Raw genomic sequence first — 17200 nt, forward strand, 5'->3', positions numbered from 1 at the left:
GAAGAATATGGCACCGAAGAAGAAGGTTACGGGTCTGATCAAGCTTCAGATCCAGGCCGGCGCCGCCAACCCCGCACCGCCCATCGGGCCTGCGCTGGGTCAGCACGGCGTGAACATCATGGAGTTCTGCAAGGCGTACAACGCCGCGACCGAGTCGCAGCGCGGCAACGTCATCCCCGTGGAGATCACGGTCTACGAAGACCGCTCCTTCACGTTCATCCTCAAGACCCCGCCCGCCGCGGAGCTCATCAAGAAGGCTGCCGGCGTCGGCAAGGGCTCGCCCACGCCGCACACGGTCAAGGTGGCCAAGCTCACCAAGGACCAGGTTCGCGCCATCGCCGAGCAGAAGATGGTCGACCTCAACGCGAACGACGTCGAGGGTGCAATGAAGATCATCGCGGGCACCGCCCGTTCGATGGGAATCACGGTGGAGGCATAATGTCCAAGAACTCAAAGGCATACAAGGCCGCCGCCGAGAAGATCGAAGAGGGCAAGTTCTACAGCCCCTCCGAGGCCGTCGCCGTCGCGAAGGAGACCGGGTCGAAGAAGTTCGACTCCACCGTCGAGGTCGCGCTCAAGCTCGGTGTGGACCCGCGCAAGGCCGACCAGATGGTCCGCGGCACGGTCATCCTGCCCCACGGCACAGGCAAGACCGCCCGCGTCATCGTGTTCGCAACGGGCCCCGCGGCCGAGGCGGCCCTCGCCGCCGGCGCCGACGAGGTCGGTGGCGCTGAGCTCATCGAGAAGGTCGCCGGTGGCTACACCGCGTTCGACTCGGCGGTCTCCACCCCCGAGCTCATGGGCCAGGTCGGCCGTCTCGGCAAGGTGCTCGGCCCCCGCGGCCTCATGCCCAACCCGAAGACCGGCACCGTGACGCAGGACACCGCCAAGGCCGTGTCCGAGATCAAGGGCGGAAAGATCGAGTTCCGCGTCGACAAGCACGCCAACGTCCACTTCGTGGTCGGCAAGGCGGGCTTCTCGCAGGACCAGCTCAGCGAGAACATCAAGGCGGCGATCGACGAGGTCGTCCGCTCCAAGCCGAGCTCGTCGAAGGGCCGCTACATCACCAAGGGCACGGTCTCCACGACCTTCGGCCCGGGCATCCCGCTCGACGTCAACGCGCTGTAACCACGCACGCACACAGCAGAGGGGTCGACTTCGGTCGGCCCCTTTCTGCATCCCCGCCAACCGCCCGAACTGTACGAAATGCAGGAGTCCATGAACGCCACCCCCGAGAACACGGCACCCGCGACATCCGGGAGCGCTCCCACTCCTGCATTTGCCACGGTCGGGCGTGCGACCCCCGGTGACGCGGCGCGACTGGCCGCGGTGGCCGCCGAGACCTTCCCGCTCGCGTGCCCGCCGCACACCACGCCCGAGGCGATCGCGGCGTTCATCGCCGCCAACCTGACGGAAACCTCCTTCGACGGTTACCTGGCCGACCCCGATCGCGCACTGTTCCTCGCGGAGGTGGGCGGGGAGCCCGCGGGCTACACGATGGTCGTCTTCGGCGAGCCGGCAGATCCGGATGTCGCGGCCGCCGTCACCGTGCGCCCCACCGCCGAGCTCAGCAAGGTCTACGTTCGCGAGGGCTTCCACGGGGGCGGACTCGCCGCGCAGCTCGTCGCCGCGTCGGTGGACTCCGCGCGCGACCGCGGCGCCGTCTCCGTGTGGCTCGGCGTCAACCAGGAGAACGCCCGCGCCAACCGCTTCTACGAGAAGCAGGGGTTCGCCCTGGCCGGTACGAAGCGCTTCCTCGTCGGCGAGCGCTACGAGGACGACTACGTCAGGCTGCTTGCCCTCTAGCCCCGGCCGCGCTCCCGTGGCGGCGTCGTGGCGGTGCCCACGTTCGTGAGCGACTCCGTCCCGACGTCGAGGTAGCCGAAGGACGCCATATGGCTCTTGTAGAGCTGCGCGCGCACGTCGGCGTCGGCGTACTTCGTCCACGCGGGCGAGGCCGGGTCGTCGTTCCACGGCGAGTGGATGATCGGGGCGTGGCCCGTCACGCCGAGGAGGTCCGCCGCCGCATCGCCGTCCACGCCGAGGTGCAGCGCCCCGAAGGCGGGCTCACCGGGGTCGATCCGGTCCGCGCGCCCCCAGCGCGCCTCCAGGTCGTCGGAGGCCTCGCCGGTGAACACCAGCTCCGCGGAGAGCCCTGCTGCATTGCCGAGCGTCGGGTCGACACCGGCTGACCCGAGCATGACGAACGAGCGCACGTCGAGATCCGTCCGCAGCGCCTTCGCCGCGGTGGTCGCCCCGTAGGAGTGGGCGACGATGTTCACGGTCGGCTGGGTGCCGTCGGCTCGGGATGCCCGCAGCCCGAGTATGTCGCGCTCGAGCAGTACGGCGCCCCGGTCGGCGTACGCATCCCGGGTGGCCTCGATGCCCACGGGCGGTGTGCGGTAGCCCACCCACGCCACGACGGCCTGGCCGAACGCGCCCGCCGCCGACTGCGCGTCGTAGATGTTCTTCGCGGCGCGCGTCCACAGCTGCATGTCCGTCGTGTAGGTGCCCATCCCGGGAACCGCGAAGGTCACGAGCCGCGCCGTGTCGAGGTTGCCGACGGAGATCGCGGCGAGCGGCGGCTCGTCGGTGGTCAGCTCGACGAGGAAGCGCGGCACGGATGACGAGGCCGCGGCCAGGGCGCCCTGGATGGCCGTGAGGGCGGCAAGCCGGGCCTCCTCGAGCGCGGTCATCTGCCGGTGGTCCGCGAGGCCGGTGAGCTCGGCGAGCTGGCGGTCGAGCTCGAGCCGGTTCGACCGGTCGCGCGAGGCGTAGTCCACCCCGGCGAGGTTGCCGATGACGTCGGGCATCTGCCCGGGCATCCGGAGCCGGTCGCGCGCGGGCAGCGAGCGCCACCAGTCCGCGACGACGGCCGGGTCGCGGTCGAGGGCCTCGGCGGCGAGGCCCTGGTGGACGGCGACGAAGGCGGGGATCCGCGCGGCGGGGTAGTGCTCGGCGAGGATCGCGTTGTCGGTGACCCGGGTGCCGGAGGGCGGCGGCGCGATGGCGGTGAGGGAGACGACGACGGCGAGGGTCAGGGTGACCTGAGCGATTCGACGGAAGGGAACCATGAGGGGCTCCTCTCGTCGTGCCTGTGAGAGGCGGTGATATCGGGTCTGGATATCATGCGCTATCCGCCACCGTTATGCAAACGTTATCTAGCCGTCACTGACTTTCAGCACGATCTTCCCGCGCGTGTGGCCCGTCTCGAGGGCGGCGTGCGCCTCGGAGGCCCGGTCGAGGTCGAAGACCTGGTCGACGAAGACGCGCACGTCGCCGGACTCGAGCAGCCGCGAGATCACGGCCAGCGTGGAGCCGTCGGCGGGCACCCGGTAGCCGGACGCCCGGACCCCGGCCGCGGCCGCGTCCTCCGCGAGCGTCGGCCAGCTCCCCGTCGGGACGTTGACGAGGAGGCCGCCCGGCTTGAGGGTGGCGAGGGAGCGGGTACCGGTGTCGTCCTTGGCGTTGCCGATGAGGTCGATCACGACGTCGACGTTGTGCACGGCATCCTCGAACCGCGTTGTCGAGTAGTCGATGACCTCCGCGGCGCCCAGTTCGCGCAACCAGCTCGAGTTGCGCGTGGAGCCGGTGGTGATCACGCGCGCCCCGAAGAACGTGGCGAACTGGATGGCGAAGTGGCCGACCCCGCCCGACCCGGCGTGGATGAGCATGACCTGGCCCTCGTGGGCCTTGGCCACGTCGACGACGGCTCCCCACGCGGTGAGTGCGGCGAGCGGCACCCCGGCAGCCTCGACGTGCGCGAGCGAGCGCGGCTTGCGGGCGATGCAGGTGGCCGGCACGGTGATGTACTCCGCGTAGGTGCCCCCGAAGCGCGGCACCATGGTCATGCCGTAGACCTCGTCGCCGGGCTTGATCGGGTGCGCGTCGTACGACGATTCCATGACGATGCCGCTGAAGTCGTTGCCGAGGATGATCGGGTAGTCACCGAACGCACCGGAGGCGCCCGCGCCGGAGCGCGACTTCGCGTCGATGGGGTTGACGCCCGCGGCCACCACCTTGACGAGGAACTCCGCGTTGACCTTCACGGGGCGTTCCACGTCGGCGATGTGCAGGACGTCCGGCCCCCCGGTCCTGTCGATGATGCTTGCTCGCATCGTGGTCATGCTCACAGTAAAGGGCCGCAATGAGTCGGCGCTGTTACGGCGGTGTCACTTCGCTGCAAACTCTCAGCCGCGGCTATTCTTCGATGGTGCCCGCCGAGACCCCGCCCGACTCCAATCCGCGGGTGCGGGTGACTGATGTCCGGCTCCTGAGCGACAACTGGTACCGCCTCCACTCCACGACGTTCGACTACCAGGGTGATGACGGCACGTGGAGCACCCAGTCGCGCGAGACCTACGACCGCGGCAACGGCGCCACCATCCTGCTCTACGATCCCGAGCGGCGCACCGTGCTGCTGACCTCGCAGTTCCGCTACCCCGTGTACGTGAACGGGCACCCCGACGGCATGCTGCTCGAGACGGCCGCCGGCCTGCTCGACGACGACGACCCTGAGACCGCCATCCGCCGGGAGGCGATCGAGGAGACCGGCCACGAGGTGGGCGAGGTTACCCACGTGTTCGACGTGTACATGAGCCCGGGCTCGGTGACGGAGAGGCTGCACTTCTACGCGGCGCCCTACAGCGCCGAGACGCGCCGGAGCGCGGGCGGCGGGCTCGCCGAAGAAGGAGAGCAGATCACGGTCGTGGAGCTCTCCATCGACGAGGCGCTCGCGATGGTCGACGACGGGCGCATTGCGGACGCGAAGACCATCATGCTCCTGCAGTGGGCGGTACTGCGGGGTCCCCTTGCGCAGGGCTGAGCTCGTGGCATCCCTCGGCGGGTGCGTGCTCGTGGTGGTGGCACTCGTCATCATCTGGGCCGCCAGGCTGTCGATACCGCGCGCCCTGTACGTGAGCGAGCTGGGGGCGGAGGGGATGCCGACGGCGAAGTGGTTCCAGGTGGCCCTGCTGCTCATCGTGGTGGGCGGGAGCGCCATCGCCTGGGCGGGCCGCCGGGTGCGGTCGAAGGCGCGCATCCTCCGGGCGTGGGCGCCGGCGGTCTCGCTGTGGATCGCGTGCGGACTCTTCCTGTTCGCCTCCCAGGTGACCTGCACCGCCGGATGCCCCCTGCCCTACGGCGACACGTTCAACCTGCAGGACTTCCTGCACACGCTCGCCGCGGTCCTCGCGTTCGCGGCCGCCTGCTGGGCGATGCTTCAGTCGTCGTTCGCCCAGAACCACCGGGTGCTCGCGATCTTCTCCCGCGCCACCGGCATCGCGGTGGCGGTCATCGCGGGCACGGGCGGGCTGTTCTCGCTGTTCCGCTTCCAGGTGGCGTTCGGGAGCCAGCTCGAGTTCGTCGCGACGACACTCGCGATCGCCTGGCTCGTCGTGTTCGGGTCGGTACTTGCCGCGAGGCTGCTTCTAGCGAGAGATCCGGCGACCCATCAGCTGCAGGAGCCGGTCGGCTAGGTTCCGAAGTCTGAGAGCCAATCTTCCCAATAGGCGTCATCATCTTTGTGGTACCAGGAGTCGTCGAGTTGTTCATTCAAACGAGAAAGGAGATCCAAGCCGACGGCAGGCTCCACGCCGGCGATGTATCGCGCGTATCCGAGCAGACGCCGCGGGTGATCATTCACATCCTCGCCGTGGAATTGACTCATATACACGTCGTAGCCGTACTTCTCGATGTAGTGGATCTTCCAGCGCATCTGCCTCTTTAGTCGCACCGGAATACGGGGATAGTTCGGGTCAGAGACCGAGAGGCCAGTCACGTACTGTTTCCCACCGCGACGCATCACCATGGTCTTCTCAGAATTCACCACCCAGCCGTTGTCTGAAAGCAACGAAGCAACCCTCTCGGGGAGGTCGGGGACGAAGTCGCCAGAGAAAATCAGATCGTCCGCGTATCGGGTAAGCGACACATTCAGTTCTGATGCCAGATCGGAAAGCGCTCTGTCAGTGGGAAGAAAGGCGATGTTAGAGAGGAACGGACTTGTAGCGAAACCGACCGGAAGGTGCCCGTCAACTGTCATGAGCCGAGTGGCAAGGTGAGCCGCATCGGGCGCCAATCCAAGCGCTTCGAGCGAGTCGCGAACTCGGTCTGCTCTCACCGATTCGAAGAACTGACTTAAGTCCATGCGGACAACACAAGGCTTATTCAAGTGGACCCGTGCATTCGTTACTGTGGACCGGCCCCGCACAAATCCATGCACGTGTCGCGGGGCCACGTATGGAGATGACCTGAACACCTCACTTGCTTTTTTCAACGCCATTGACAGCAGAAGGTCGGGCTTGAAAATAGTCCTCGAGGATCCATCGCGTTTGCGTATCAGGGATCGAGTAAATCTCCTCCCCGCCTCCACGTCCTCGGCGAGTGAAGCCACCGCATCAAGATCCGTGAGGATTTCGGAGGCAAAGCGGCGGGCGCTTATCAAGTTTGCGCCTGAAGAAAGCGAGGCGGCTCCGAAGCTTGAACTATTTGCACGCCGGGCGCGGAATCACGCACACAATGAGTCCGCCTCGCTTCCGCCCTCATAGTACCCCTCAATGAAAAGTTCGATTCGCTCGATTGGACCGCAATCCGTGATCGAAGTCCAGAACAAGAGCCAGATTCTTCTCCACGTACAAGTAATTCCTGTAGACCCACAGAGTGCGATCTGTGCTGAGTTTTCCCTGACCAATCCACTGCGATACGACAGCCATGCTGTAGTCGATGATCGCGAGCGATGGAACTTCGGTCTTCGCGACAATCGAATACTGAATCTCCGGGAGCTTTCGGCCTTGGGACTGCTGTCTTGAGGCCCGCAGGCTCTTTTCGACTAGTCGACCGAAGTGCGTCTTGAGGCCCTCGTTTTCCTCGAAAAGGAAGTGGAGCGAGCGCCCACGGACGTTGGAAATTATGTCCGGAAGAATGGAGCCGTAGAGCACCAAAGCGCGCTCGTTGTCATTGAGGGCAGGGAGCCGCACCCGCTCTGACGTGGACAAGAAGCATCTGAAGCCAGGAAGGCGAGAGAGGGTGTCTAAGAACAGATTCTGAATCTCTTGAGGGTCCTCAGCGTGGTGAAAACCGGTCTTCATAAACTTCCGAAAGCTGCGCAGACCATCCAGTTGTGGTGACTCTCGCTGAACTTCGTGGAGGTTAACTACAGCTGCGTTGAGCTCACGGAGGTTCTCAGTGAGCGCGGCACCCACGGTAAGACGATGCCCGCTGAAGTTGCCAGACTCGTCTAGCAGCGCATAGGCGGTGCCGTCCTCTGGTTCAGCGAACGAAGTCTCCAGCATCGCCCGAGTATAGGACCGCGGGCTCAGCTTGCGAGCAGCGCCTCGACGGACTGCGGGGAGAGGGCGTGCTCGCTCGCGAGGACGCTCGCGCCGATGACGCCCGCGACCTCGCCCGCGGCGGAGAGGACTATCGAGAGCGAGGAGGTCGCGATCGGCATCGAGCGCGCGTAGACGACGTCGTGGATCCCGGCGATGAGGTGCTCGCCCGCGTTCGCCATCGAGCCGCCGATGACGATCACGGACGGGTTGATGAGGCTCACGCACGTGGTCAGCACCTCGCCGATGTCGCGGCCGGCCTGGCGGACGGCGGCGATGGCGGTCTCGTTCCCCGCGGCGACGAGCTCGAGCACCTCGGCGGCCGACGTGACCTCCACGCCCTGCTCCCTGAGCTGCCGGGCGATGGCCGGGCCCGAGGCCATGGCTTCGAGGCATCCCTCGTTGCCGCAGTCGCAGCGCACCCCGTCGCCGCGCGAGATGCGCACATGGCCGAGGTCGCCCGCGGTGCCCTGCGCCCCGCGCTGGAGGGTGCCGCCCGAGAAGATGCCGGAGCCGATGCCGGTGGCGACCTTGACGAACAGGAGGTCCTGCGTGGTCGGGAAGGCCACAGCGTGCTCGCCGATGGCCATGATGTTCACGTCGTTGTCGACGAGCGCCGGGATGCCCAGGCTCGCCATCATCCAGCCGGGGACGTCGAAGCCGTCCCAGCCGGGCATGATCGGCGGTTTCACGGGCCGGCCGGTCGCGTGCTCGACGGGCCCGGGCAGGCCGATGCCCGCGGCGATCAGGTCGCTCTCGCTGCGGCCGATGGAGGCGAGCAGCCTGCGCGCCGTCTCCACGGCGTGCTCGAGCACGCGCTCCGGGCCGTCCGAGATCGGGCGCCGCTGGAGGTCGGTGGCGAGGATGTTCGAGGCGAGGTCGCTGATCACCACCGTCTGGTGGCTCGCGCCGCAGTCGACGGCGAGCACGAGCCGCGCGCCCGGGTTGAGGGCGAACTGGGAGGGCGGCCGGCCGCCGCTGGAGGCGGCCTCGCCCACGGGGGCGATGAGCCCGAGGCCCAGGAGCTCGTCCACCCGCAGGCCGACCGTGGACCGTGCGAGGCCCGCGCGCTCGGCGAGGTCGGCGCGCGTGTAGGGCTGGCCGTCGCGCAGCAGTTGGAAGAGCTCGCTGGCCCCCCACGGCCCTGTTCCGACCCGCTGCGTCTCACTCATGGCGCAAGTAAATCACGCCGGGAAAACTTTTGCTCGTCGCTCGACAGAAGTCGGCCTAGAGTCGTTAGCGTGCAGACCATCGCGAGTGCCGCCCTCTCCGTCCAGCTCTACACCGTGCGGGAGGCGCTGCTCGCCGACCCGGCCGTCGCGCTCGAGCGGCTCGCGGGCCTCGGATTCACCACGGTCGAGCTCTTCGGCCTCGTCGACCATGTCGACACCTACGCCGAGTTCCTCCCGCGCTTCGGACTCGTACCGGCCTCCACGCACGCGGGGCTGATCGGCCGCGACCCGGTTCCCGTGATCCAGGCGGCCCGCCGGCTGGGGATCACTACCGTCATCGAGCCGGCCGTCAGCGCGGAGGTGTGGGGCGACTCCGACAGCGTCGTGCTGCTCGCCGACCAGTTCAACCAGCTCGCCCGCCTCGCCGCCGACGAGGGGATCACCATCGGCTACCACAACCACTGGTGGGAGTTCGGCCCGCTCGACGGCGCCACCGCCCTCGAGGCGTTCGCCGACAACCTCGACCCCGCGGTCGTGCTCGAGGTCGACACCTACTGGGCGCAGGTCGCCGGTGCCTCGGCGCCGGAGCTGCTCGCGCGGCTCGGCGACAGGGTGCGGTTCATCCACGTGAAGGACGGCGACATCAGCCGCGACGACCTGGGCCAGGTGGCGGTGGGCGACGGCAGGATGCCCGTGCTCGACGTCCTCGCCGCGGCGCCCGGCGCCGTCCGCGTCGTCGAGCTCGACGACTACGCCGGCGACGTGTTCGACGCCCTCGCGCGCAGCGTGCAGTTCCTCACCGCCCACGGCGAGCACCTGTGACCGGGTCGGGCCGCGTCGGCGTCGGAGTGATCGGCGCCGGCGTCATCAGCGCGCAGTACCTCGACAACCTCACGGCCTTTCCCGACGTCGAGGTGCTCTTCGTCGCCGACCTCGACCTCGACCGGGCCCGGGCGCAGGCCGAGAAGCACGGCATTCCGGGCAGCGGCTCCACCGAGGAGCTGCTCGCCCATGACGGCATCGAGATCGTTGTGAACCTGACCATTCCCGCCGTGCACGTGGAGGTCGCGATGCTCGCGCTCGCCGCGGGCAAGAACGTGTGGTCGGAGAAGCCGTTCGCCCTCGATCGCGAGAGCGGCTCCGCCCTGCTCCGGGAGGCGGACGCGCGGGGGCTCCGGGTGGCGACGGCACCCGACACGTTCCTCGGCGCCGGGCTGCAGGCCGCCAAGCGGATCATCGACGGGGGCGGCATCGGGACTCCGCTCACGGCACTCGCACTGTTCCAGGCGCCGGGGCCGGAGTCGTGGCATCCCGCACCCGACTTCCTCTACGCGAAGGGCGCGGGCCCGCTCTTCGATATGGGGCCGTACTACGTGACGGCGCTCGTGCAGAGCCTCGGCCCGGTCGCGCGGGTCTCGGCGACGGCGTCGACGTCGCGGGCCACCCGCGTGATCGGGTCCGGGCCGCGCGCGGGCGAGGAGTTCCCGGTGGAGGTTCCCACGCACGTGAGCGCCCTGCTCGAGTTCGAGGGCGGCGCCTCGGCGCAGGCCGTGTTCAGCTTCCAGTCGAGCATCCGCCGCACGGGCTTCCTCGAGATCGCGGGAACGGCCGGGACCCTCGTGCTGCCCGACCCCAACGCGTTCGACGGCGACCTGGCGCTGTGGCGGGACGGGGCCGCCGAGGCCGAGACGATCGGCACGGTCTCCGGCACCGGCCGGGGCACGGGCGTGGTCGAGCTCGCACGGGCGATCCGCGGGGGAGTGGTGGAGCGGGCGTCCGGCCAGCAGGCGTTCCACGTGCTCGACGTGATGGTCTCGACCGTCGAGGCCGCCGAGCGCGGCGAGTGGGTGGACGTGCAGAGCACGATGCCGCTCGCGGAGGCCCTGCCGGACGGCTGGGACCCCCGCGAGCCGACGCTCTGACTACTTCTTCTCGGTGACCTTGCCCTGCTTGATGTGCAGGCGCCGCTCGGCCCGCTTCGCCACAGCCGAGTCGTGGGTGACCACGATGAGCGTGAGGCCGCGGTCGCGCCAGATGCCCTCGAGCAGGTCCATGATCTCGTCACGGGTCTCCTCGTCGAGGCTGCCGGTGGGCTCGTCGGCAAGGAGCACGTCCGGCTCCTTCACGAGCGCCCGTGCGATCGCCACGCGCTGCTGCTGGCCGCCCGAGAGCTCCGCGGGGCGGTGGCCGGCACGGTCGCCGAGCCCGACGCTCTCGAGGGCCGCTGCCGCGCGCGCGCGGCGCTGGTCGCCCGGCAGCCCGAGCGGGGCGAGCGCCGTCTCGACGTTCTCCTGGGCGCTGAGCGTCGGGATGAGGTTGAAGCCCTGGAACACGAACCCCACCTCCCGCGCCCGGATGCCCGCGAGCGCCGAGTCCGGCAGGGCGGAGAGCTCGGCGGGCCCGAGCATCACCGAGCCCTTGGACGGCCGCTCGAGCGCTCCGAGCATCTGCAGCAGCGTCGACTTGCCGCCGCCCGTCGGCCCCTGGATGGCGACCATCTGGCCGTCGGGGATGGACAGCGTGACGTTGTCGAGCGCCGTGATGGTGCGCCGCGACTGCTCGTAGCGCTTGGTGACGTTCGTCAGTTCGTACATGTGATTCGTCCTTCGTCTTCTCTAGGCCACGCTGCGGAGTGCTTCGGCCGGGCGCAGGCGCGCGGCGCGCCACCCGCCCACGGCTCCGGCGAGGATGCCGCCGAGGATCGCGAGACCCACCGCGAGGAGGATCACCGCCACCGTGACGGGCGCGTGCAGGGTGATGTCGGTGGTCGCCGCTGCCGTCTGGGGCCCCGGGCCGCCGAACCCGCCCGGGCGATCGCCGCCGAAGCCCGCGGGCTCCTGGACAGCCGCCGAAGCGCTCAGGGTCGGCGCGATCAGGTTGACGACGAGGATGCCGACGAGACCCACGGCCACGCCGAGCACACCGCCGATCGCGCCCTGCACGAGGCTCTCACCCGCGACCTGCCCGACGATCCGGCGGTTGCTCCAGCCGATCGCCTTGAGCGTGCCGAACTCGCGGGTCCTGCGGGTGACTCCCGAGATCGTGAACAGGATCGCAATCAGGAAGGCAGCCGCCAGCACGAGGACCGACAGCCAGGTGCCGAGGTTCGACACGAGGCCGGAGGCCGTCGAGAGCGACCCGGAGACACTCGCGGCGAGGTCCGCCTGGGTGCTGACCGTGGCATCCGGCAGCGCGGTCTCGATGTCGGCCTGCACCTGCGGGATATCGCTCGACGAGCCGGCCTGCACGTAGACCGAGCTCACCTGGCCGTCGAGCCCGGAGAGCGACTGCGCAACGTCGAGCGGGATGTAGGAGTTGGAGCCCCCGGATGCCACGAGCCCGATGATCTCGAAGTCGGTGCCGCCGATCGACAGCGTGCCGCCCACCGCGAGGTCGGCGCTGGTGGCGTAGTCGGAGTCGAGCACCACCACGTCGGAGCCGGCGTCGTCCGCCGTGAACGTGCGGCCGTCGGCGAGAGTCGCGGAGGTGAGCGGGCCCACCGCCTGCCCCGCGACGTCGATGCCCTCGACCGTGAACGAGTTGACGTTGAACGAGCTGCCGCCCGCGCCATCGGGGCCGCCGGCGGGCGGGCCCGCGGGGAGGCTGCCGTCACCCTGCTGGGAGAAGTCCGGGGTCTCGCCGCTGAAGCTCGTGTTCTGGAGGGAGAGCGTCGCGGTCGCGGCGGAGACGTTGTCGACGGCGAGAACGGTGTCGAGCGTGCTGGCGTCGAAGGTCGCGGTGCCGCGGGCGGCATCGAGCCGCTCCTGCGCCAGGATCGTCGAGCCGTCGGCGGTCTGGCCGTCACCGGCGCCGAAGTCGAACGCGGGCGGGCCGCCCTGGCCGCCCGCGCCCTGGGTGGGCGCCTCGGGAGCCTGGGTCACGGTCACGTCGGTGCCGACGCCGTAGATCGATGCCAAGACCTCGGACTGGGCATCCTTGACGCCCGCGGAGACCGCGTTGACGATGATGACGAGAGCGATCGCCAGGGCCATGCCGATGGCGATGATCGCCGTCTGCTTTCGCCGGTGGGTGAGCTCTCGTAAGAGATAGGTGCCGAACATGGAACTCCTCAGGACGGGTTGATGATGCCTGTGAAGCTAGGGACGGCGGCTATGGCCCTCGTATGGCGAAGCTGGGGAAATGCTGTATCGAAACGGACACCACTCACAGACAGCTCATAGGAACCTCCGAATAATGAGGACCATGACCGATTCGCTGCACACTCCGGCCCCGTCTGCCCCGCCGAGGCTCACCCGTGCCGACGGCAGCCCGGTGCGCGCGGTGGTCGTCGACGACGAGGACTCGCTGACCGACTTGCTCTCGATGGCGCTGCGGTACGAGGGCTGGGACGTGCGCCTCGCCTCGGACGGCCAGAAGGCGCTCACCGTCATCCGCGACTTCCGGCCTGACGTGGTCGTGCTCGACATCATGCTGCCCGACCTCGACGGGCTCACCGTCCTGTCGCGACTGCGGGCCGACGGCATCCAGGTGCCGATCCTGTTCCTCACCGCGAAGGACTCCGTGGACGACCGTGTCGCCGGCCTCACCGTGGGCGGCGACGACTACGTCACCAAGCCGTTCAGCCTCGAGGAGCTCGTGGCGCGCCTGCGCGCGCTCATCCGGCGCTCGAGCCTCACCGTGTCGGCCGCCGAGGAGTCGGTGATCGAGGTCGGCGACCTCAGCCTCGACGAGGACAGCTACGAGGTGCGCCGAGCCGGCCAGATCATCGAGCTGACCGCGACCGAGTTCGAGCTGCTGCGCTTCCTCATGCGCAACCCCCGCCGGGTGCTGAGCAAGGCGCAGATCCTCGACCGGGTGTGGAGCTACGACTTCGGCGGCCGCTCGAGCGTCGTCGAGATCTACATCTCCTACCTGCGCAAGAAGATCGACTCCCTCGGGCCGGCGATGATCCACACGGTGCGGGGGTTCGGCTACGTGCTGAAGCCGGCGGGATGACCCATCGCCTCACCCTGCGCAGGCGACTGGTGCTCGGCATCGTCGCCCTGCTCGCCGCGGTCACGGTGGTGATCGGCGTGGCGAGCGTGCTCGCGCTTCAGGGCTTCCTCGTGGCGCGGCTCGACACGCAGCTGCTCGCCGCGACGAGCCGCTCGCAGGACGCGTTCGACGGCCCGGGCGAGGGCCAGCCGGGCTTCCCGGGCAACCGCCCGCCCCCTGCCGCCCTTCTGAACCTCCCGGGCCAGCGGACCGGCACGCTCGCCGGCACTATCGGCGGAGGCGGGTCGCAGGCTGCCGTTCTCGGTGACGGCGCCACCGCGGAGAGCCTCGATACCGCGCAGCTCGCCGTCATCCTGGCGCTGCCCGCGGACGGGATGCCCCACAACGCCGACCTCGGAGAGGGCCTCGGCACCTACCGGGTCGTCGTGCAGGAGCCGTCGAACGACGGCGACTCCCTCGTGATCGGGCTCTCCCTGGCGGATGTGCAGGCGACCGTACTGCAGCTCAGCGCCCTCGTCGCGGGCATCGGCCTGTTCGGGGTCGCCGCGGCGGCGGTCGCGGGCGTGCTTGTAGTGCGCGCTGCCCTCCGGCCGCTCGAGCGGGTGGCGGCCACCGCCACGCGCGTCTCCGAGCTGCCGCTCGACCGGGGCGAGGTCGCGCTCGCCGTGCGGGTTCCGGAGGCGGACGCCGACCCCGCCACTGAGGTCGGCGCGGTCGGATCCGCCCTGAACCGCTTGCTCGGGCACGTCGCCTCCGCGCTGGAGGCGCGGCAGGCGAGCGAGAACAAAGTGCGCACCTTCGTCGCGGACGCGAGCCACGAGCTGCGCACGCCGCTGGCATCGATCCGCGGCTACGCCGAGCTCACGCGGCGCGGGAACCACGATCTGCCCGAGGACGTCGTGCACGCCATCGGCCGTGTCGAATCCGAATCGGTGCGCATGACCGCCCTCGTGGAGGACCTGCTGCTGCTCGCGCGGCTCGATGAGCACAACCCGCTCGAGACCCTCGACGTCGACCTCGGGCGGCTGCTTGTCGACGCCGTGAGCGACGCACGGGCATCCGGGCTCGACCACACCTGGGCGCTTGACCTGCCGGACGAGCCCGTGCTCGTGCAGGGGGACGCCTCGAAACTGCACCAGGTCGTCGCCAACCAGCTCGCCAACGCGAGCACGCACACGCCCGCGGGAACGCTCGTCACCACCTCCCTCACGACGAGCGGCTCTGACGTCGTCATCGAGGTCGCGGACACGGGCCCCGGCATCGACCCCGGCCTCGTGCCGACGATCTTCGAGCGCTTCGTGCGAGGGGATGGCTCGCGCTCGCGCGCCTCGGGCAGCACCGGCCTCGGACTCGCGATCGTCAACGCCGTGGTCGAGGCGCACGGCGGCCGCGCCGAGGTGGAGAGCGCGCCCGGTCGCACGGTGTTCCGCGTCGTGCTGCACCGCTGAGGCGCCCGGGGCCCCGGCCCCGCCCGGCCCCCGCAGTCTCGGCCCGGCCCCTGCCGGCCCCCGCAGCCCGCCCCCCGGCCCGGCCCGGCAGCCACACCGCCCGCCCATGCGGAGGTTTCGGCACCGTGCTGCCCCCGCGGACGCCGCATGGCGTCAAAAGGTCCGCATGGGCGGGCGGGGCGTGGGCGGGCCGGGCGGGCGGGGCCGGGCGGGCGGCGCCGGCGGCGCTGCGGCCGACGCGTGGCCAGGCCGGGAGGGTGGCACACTGGAGCCGTGAGAGTACCGGCCGCACTGTTCGCCGCGGCCGCGCTGGTCGTGGGGCTCGGCGCACCGGCGCACGCGTCCGAGGGCTCCGTGCCGCTGGAGGTCGCGGCCTTCGTGACGGCCCCCGACGGCCTCATCGCGAGTCTCGACGACTTCTTCGGCCCGGGCGCCGACGGCGGCGGTATCGAGTTCGACGACACCACCGAGACGGGCGCGGTCGCCCGTGTGTTCGCCTTCAGCCCGGAGTGGCTCGCGGGCGGGACTACCGACGAGCCGGTCGAGCTCGTCAACCAGTGGGCGGCCCCGGTGAGCGTCGGCGGCAAGGCCATCGGGGTGGCTGTCATCTGGATCAACCCCGCCACGGTGCGCCCGCAGCTCGCCGACTTCGTGGTGGACCCGGCGTTCGCCGAAGGGCTGGCCGATCTCCCCGCGGACGCCTGGCTCGTCGGGGACGAGCCGCGCGGCGCCTGGTTCGTGCTCGCGCCGCCCGCGCTGACCCCGCTCGTCGTGGGCACCTCGGGCATCTCGGGCGAGACACCGCTCGCGGACTACCAGTCGGACATCACGGCCGCCTCGGCCCAGCCTGCTGCCGAGAAGGCCGCGGACCTCGGGTCGGCGCTCTCCGTCGCGACGATCGTCGGCGGCGCCCTCGTCGTGGCGCTCGCGCTGCTCGTGCCGCTGCTGTGGCGGCGCCGGAAGGCGGCGAGCGCGGAGGCCGGCGAGGCCGAAGTTGCGGGGCATCCCCCGATCACCTAGTCTTACGGAGGCCAAAGACCGCTGGTATCCGCAAGGTGTAAACCCCGCGCAGGTGAATGAAGCAGATTTCCTTTGCTCCGTCCTCCAAGGCCGGAGCATTTTTATTGCCCCGGGTTGTCGATGGCCATGACATCCAACCATTAGGGAGCACCATGGCGAACAAGGAAGCATCAGTCGCCGAGTTGACGGGCTTGTTCCGCGACTCGACCGCTGTACTGCTCACCGAGTATCGCGGACTCACCGTTGCCCAGCTCAAGACGCTGCGGCAGTCGATCAGTGAGAACGCAACATACGCCGTGGTGAAGAACACGCTGACCAAGATCGCGGCAAACGCTGCGGGCATCTCGTCGTTCGACGAGGAGCTCGTGGGTCCGTCCGCGATCGCGTTCGTGCACGGTGACCCTGTCACCGTCGCTAAGAGCCTGCGTGACTTTGCCAAGGCAAACCCTCTGCTCGTGGTCAAGGGCGGTTACTTCGACGGTAACCCGCTCTCCGCTGCAGAGGTAACGAAGCTCGCCGACCTTGAGACCCGGGAGGTGCTGCTCGCGAAGTTCGCGGGTGCCGCCAAGGCCTCGCTGTTCGGCGCCGCATACCTGTTCAACGCACCGCTCGCCCAGGCCGTTCGCACGGTCGACGCGCTGCGCGAGAAGCAGTCCAACTAACAAGTTCTAAAGGAGACACATCATGGCAAAGCTGACCAGTGACCAGCTGATCGAGGCGTTCAAGGAGCTCACGCTCATCGAGCTGAGCGAGTTCGTCAAGAAGTTCGAGGAGACCTTCGAGGTCACCGCCGCCGCCCCCGTAGCCGTTGCCGGACCGGCTGCTGCCGGCGGTGGCGCCGCTGCCGAAGAGGTCGAGGAGAAGGACTCGTTCGACGTCGTTCTCGAGGCCGCCGGCGACAAGAAGATCCAGGTCATCAAGGAGGTGCGCACCCTCACGAGCCTCGGTCTCGGCGAGGCGAAGGCACTCGTTGACGGCGCTCCCGGTGTCGTGCTCGAGGGCGCGAACAAGGAGACCGCCGAGAAGGCCAAGGCCGTTCTCGAAGAGGCCGGCGCGACGGTTACCCTCAAGTAACTTCCGCAACACCTGCAACGCCCCCGGATGCTCGCCCGCGAGCCCGGGGGCGTTCTGGTTCAAGGCGCGCACCAAAGAGGGAAAGGGGCACCCGGTAACCAATCGGGTGCCCCTTTGTTGTGCCGCCTCGACGACTCGGGATCAGGTCCTCATCGTCGTACTAAGAGGCAGCTCGGCGACGGGTTGCTGCCTACACTCGGGTATG

General features: G+C 69.2%; 19 protein-coding genes. 12 read left to right on the top strand and 7 right to left on the bottom strand.

The genetic code is table 11. The features are described from left to right. Positions 1 to 7 precede the first annotated feature (7 nt). The 3 genes from rplK (at position 8) to AC1RTC_RS14955 (ending at position 1806) form a co-directional block, all read left to right on the top strand. The gene (rplK, locus tag AC1RTC_RS14945) at positions 8 to 439 is read left to right on the top strand and encodes a 50S ribosomal protein L11 (RefSeq protein WP_493157029.1); all 432 of its coding nucleotides are present in this window, start codon (positions 8 to 10) and stop codon (positions 437 to 439) included. Further along, on the top strand, positions 439 to 1128 hold the full coding sequence (gene rplA, locus AC1RTC_RS14950; RefSeq protein ID WP_493157030.1) for a 50S ribosomal protein L1: 690 nt from the start codon (positions 439 to 441) through the stop codon (positions 1126 to 1128). Before rplK ends, rplA begins: the two co-directional genes overlap by 1 nt. Before the next feature lie 90 nt (positions 1129 to 1218). Beyond that, positions 1219 to 1806: a GNAT family N-acetyltransferase gene (locus tag AC1RTC_RS14955; RefSeq protein WP_493157032.1), complete on the top strand. Its 588-nt coding sequence runs from the start codon at positions 1219 to 1221 to the stop codon at positions 1804 to 1806. Here AC1RTC_RS14955 and AC1RTC_RS14960 read toward each other — a convergent pair. Together AC1RTC_RS14960 and AC1RTC_RS14965 are read right to left on the bottom strand one after the other, a co-directional pair. Further along, positions 1803 to 3074 carry an alpha/beta hydrolase gene (locus AC1RTC_RS14960; RefSeq protein ID WP_493157034.1) on the bottom strand — a complete coding sequence of 424 codons (1272 nt, stop codon included), beginning with the start codon at positions 3072 to 3074 and terminating at the stop codon, positions 1803 to 1805. The genes AC1RTC_RS14955 and AC1RTC_RS14960 overlap by 4 nt on opposite strands. Before the next feature lie 87 nt (positions 3075 to 3161). Next, entirely contained in the window at positions 3162 to 4118 is a 957-nt protein-coding gene (locus AC1RTC_RS14965; protein WP_493157153.1) for an NADP-dependent oxidoreductase, read from the bottom strand. Between the two features lie 92 nt (positions 4119 to 4210). On the opposite strand from AC1RTC_RS14965, the gene AC1RTC_RS14970 reads away from it, so the two are divergent. Both AC1RTC_RS14970 and AC1RTC_RS14975 read left to right on the top strand, forming a co-directional pair. Beyond that, positions 4211 to 4825 (top strand): NUDIX domain-containing protein, encoded by a 615-nt coding sequence (locus tag AC1RTC_RS14970; RefSeq protein ID WP_493157036.1) that lies wholly within the window; start codon positions 4211 to 4213, stop codon positions 4823 to 4825. Beyond that, positions 4812 to 5477 (top strand): DUF998 domain-containing protein, encoded by a 666-nt coding sequence (locus AC1RTC_RS14975; RefSeq protein ID WP_493157038.1) that lies wholly within the window; start codon positions 4812 to 4814, stop codon positions 5475 to 5477. The genes AC1RTC_RS14970 and AC1RTC_RS14975 overlap by 14 nt, the downstream gene beginning before the upstream one ends. Here the strand turns inward: AC1RTC_RS14975 and AC1RTC_RS14980 are convergent. The 3 genes from AC1RTC_RS14980 to AC1RTC_RS14990 all read right to left on the bottom strand — a co-directional run bounded on the left by AC1RTC_RS14980 (position 5474) and on the right by AC1RTC_RS14990 (position 8497). Next, on the bottom strand, positions 5474 to 6391 hold the full coding sequence (locus AC1RTC_RS14980; protein WP_493157040.1) for a reverse transcriptase family protein: 918 nt from the start codon (positions 6389 to 6391) through the stop codon (positions 5474 to 5476). The two genes, AC1RTC_RS14975 and AC1RTC_RS14980, sit on opposite strands and share 4 nt — an antisense overlap. A 160-nt stretch (positions 6392 to 6551) precedes the next feature. Then, positions 6552 to 7289 (bottom strand): hypothetical protein, encoded by a 738-nt coding sequence (locus AC1RTC_RS14985; RefSeq protein ID WP_493157042.1) that lies wholly within the window; start codon positions 7287 to 7289, stop codon positions 6552 to 6554. Between the two features lie 23 nt (positions 7290 to 7312). Continuing rightward, complete coding sequence (locus AC1RTC_RS14990; protein WP_493157043.1) at positions 7313 to 8497, bottom strand: ROK family transcriptional regulator; 1185 nt, start codon at positions 8495 to 8497, stop codon at positions 7313 to 7315. Positions 8498 to 8566: 69 nt separating this feature from the next. On the opposite strand from AC1RTC_RS14990, the gene AC1RTC_RS14995 reads away from it, so the two are divergent. After that, positions 8567 to 9319, top strand: coding sequence for a sugar phosphate isomerase/epimerase family protein (locus AC1RTC_RS14995; RefSeq protein ID WP_493157044.1), 753 nt, complete (start codon positions 8567 to 8569; stop codon positions 9317 to 9319). Then, on the top strand, positions 9316 to 10419 hold the full coding sequence (locus AC1RTC_RS15000) for a Gfo/Idh/MocA family protein (protein WP_493157046.1): 1104 nt from the start codon (positions 9316 to 9318) through the stop codon (positions 10417 to 10419). The genes AC1RTC_RS14995 and AC1RTC_RS15000 overlap by 4 nt, the downstream gene beginning before the upstream one ends. On the opposite strand, the gene AC1RTC_RS15005 is transcribed toward AC1RTC_RS15000, so the two are convergent. Next, positions 10420 to 11091 carry an ABC transporter ATP-binding protein gene (locus AC1RTC_RS15005; RefSeq protein ID WP_493157048.1) on the bottom strand — a complete coding sequence of 224 codons (672 nt, stop codon included), beginning with the start codon at positions 11089 to 11091 and terminating at the stop codon, positions 10420 to 10422. Positions 11092 to 11112: 21 nt separating this feature from the next. Next, on the bottom strand, positions 11113 to 12558 hold the full coding sequence (locus tag AC1RTC_RS15010; protein ID WP_493157050.1) for an ABC transporter permease: 1446 nt from the start codon (positions 12556 to 12558) through the stop codon (positions 11113 to 11115). Between the two features lie 142 nt (positions 12559 to 12700). Between AC1RTC_RS15010 and AC1RTC_RS15015 the strand changes: the two genes are divergently transcribed. From AC1RTC_RS15015 to rplL, 5 genes are all read left to right on the top strand, one after another. Further along, entirely contained in the window at positions 12701 to 13453 is a 753-nt protein-coding gene (locus AC1RTC_RS15015) for a response regulator transcription factor (protein ID WP_493157052.1), read from the top strand. After that, a complete protein-coding gene (locus tag AC1RTC_RS15020) occupies positions 13450 to 14901 on the top strand; it encodes a sensor histidine kinase (RefSeq protein ID WP_493157054.1) in 1452 nt (483 codons plus the stop codon). Before AC1RTC_RS15015 ends, AC1RTC_RS15020 begins: the two co-directional genes overlap by 4 nt. A gap of 273 nt (positions 14902 to 15174) precedes the next feature. After that, on the top strand, positions 15175 to 15921 hold the full coding sequence (locus tag AC1RTC_RS15025) for a hypothetical protein (RefSeq protein ID WP_493157056.1): 747 nt from the start codon (positions 15175 to 15177) through the stop codon (positions 15919 to 15921). Between the two features lie 152 nt (positions 15922 to 16073). Further along, complete coding sequence (gene rplJ / locus AC1RTC_RS15030; protein WP_493157058.1) at positions 16074 to 16583, top strand: 50S ribosomal protein L10; 510 nt, start codon at positions 16074 to 16076, stop codon at positions 16581 to 16583. Positions 16584 to 16605: 22 nt separating this feature from the next. Continuing rightward, on the top strand, positions 16606 to 16995 hold the full coding sequence (gene rplL, locus AC1RTC_RS15035) for a 50S ribosomal protein L7/L12 (protein ID WP_493157059.1): 390 nt from the start codon (positions 16606 to 16608) through the stop codon (positions 16993 to 16995). Positions 16996 to 17200: the final 205 nt, after the last annotated feature.

The sequence above is a fragment of the Rhodoglobus sp. GW821-FHT12B09 genome (genome assembly GCF_058809925.1).

Bases quoted from the DNA above. Each gene is read 5' to 3' on its own strand.
- AC1RTC_RS14960 (WP_493157034.1), bottom strand. From the start codon at position 3,074: ATGGTTCCCTTCCGTCGAATCGCTCAGGTCACCCTGACCCTCGCCGTC.
- AC1RTC_RS15005 (WP_493157048.1), bottom strand. From the start codon at position 11,091: ATGTACGAACTGACGAACGTCACCAAGCGCTACGAGCAGTCGCGGCGC.
- AC1RTC_RS14970 (WP_493157036.1), top strand. From the start codon at position 4,211: ATGGTGCCCGCCGAGACCCCGCCCGACTCCAATCCGCGGGTGCGGGTG.
- AC1RTC_RS14985 (WP_493157042.1), bottom strand. From the start codon at position 7,289: ATGCTGGAGACTTCGTTCGCTGAACCAGAGGACGGCACCGCCTATGCG.
- rplK (WP_493157029.1), top strand. From the start codon at position 8: ATGGCACCGAAGAAGAAGGTTACGGGTCTGATCAAGCTTCAGATCCAG.
- rplJ (WP_493157058.1), top strand. From the start codon at position 16,074: ATGGCGAACAAGGAAGCATCAGTCGCCGAGTTGACGGGCTTGTTCCGC.
- AC1RTC_RS15020 (WP_493157054.1), top strand. From the start codon at position 13,450: ATGACCCATCGCCTCACCCTGCGCAGGCGACTGGTGCTCGGCATCGTC.
- AC1RTC_RS15010 (WP_493157050.1), bottom strand. From the start codon at position 12,558: ATGTTCGGCACCTATCTCTTACGAGAGCTCACCCACCGGCGAAAGCAG.
- rplA (WP_493157030.1), top strand. From the start codon at position 439: ATGTCCAAGAACTCAAAGGCATACAAGGCCGCCGCCGAGAAGATCGAA.
- rplL (WP_493157059.1), top strand. From the start codon at position 16,606: ATGGCAAAGCTGACCAGTGACCAGCTGATCGAGGCGTTCAAGGAGCTC.
- AC1RTC_RS14955 (WP_493157032.1), top strand. From the start codon at position 1,219: ATGAACGCCACCCCCGAGAACACGGCACCCGCGACATCCGGGAGCGCT.
- AC1RTC_RS14965 (WP_493157153.1), bottom strand. From the start codon at position 4,118: ATGCGAGCAAGCATCATCGACAGGACCGGGGGGCCGGACGTCCTGCAC.
- AC1RTC_RS14990 (WP_493157043.1), bottom strand. From the start codon at position 8,497: ATGAGTGAGACGCAGCGGGTCGGAACAGGGCCGTGGGGGGCCAGCGAG.
- AC1RTC_RS15015 (WP_493157052.1), top strand. From the start codon at position 12,701: ATGACCGATTCGCTGCACACTCCGGCCCCGTCTGCCCCGCCGAGGCTC.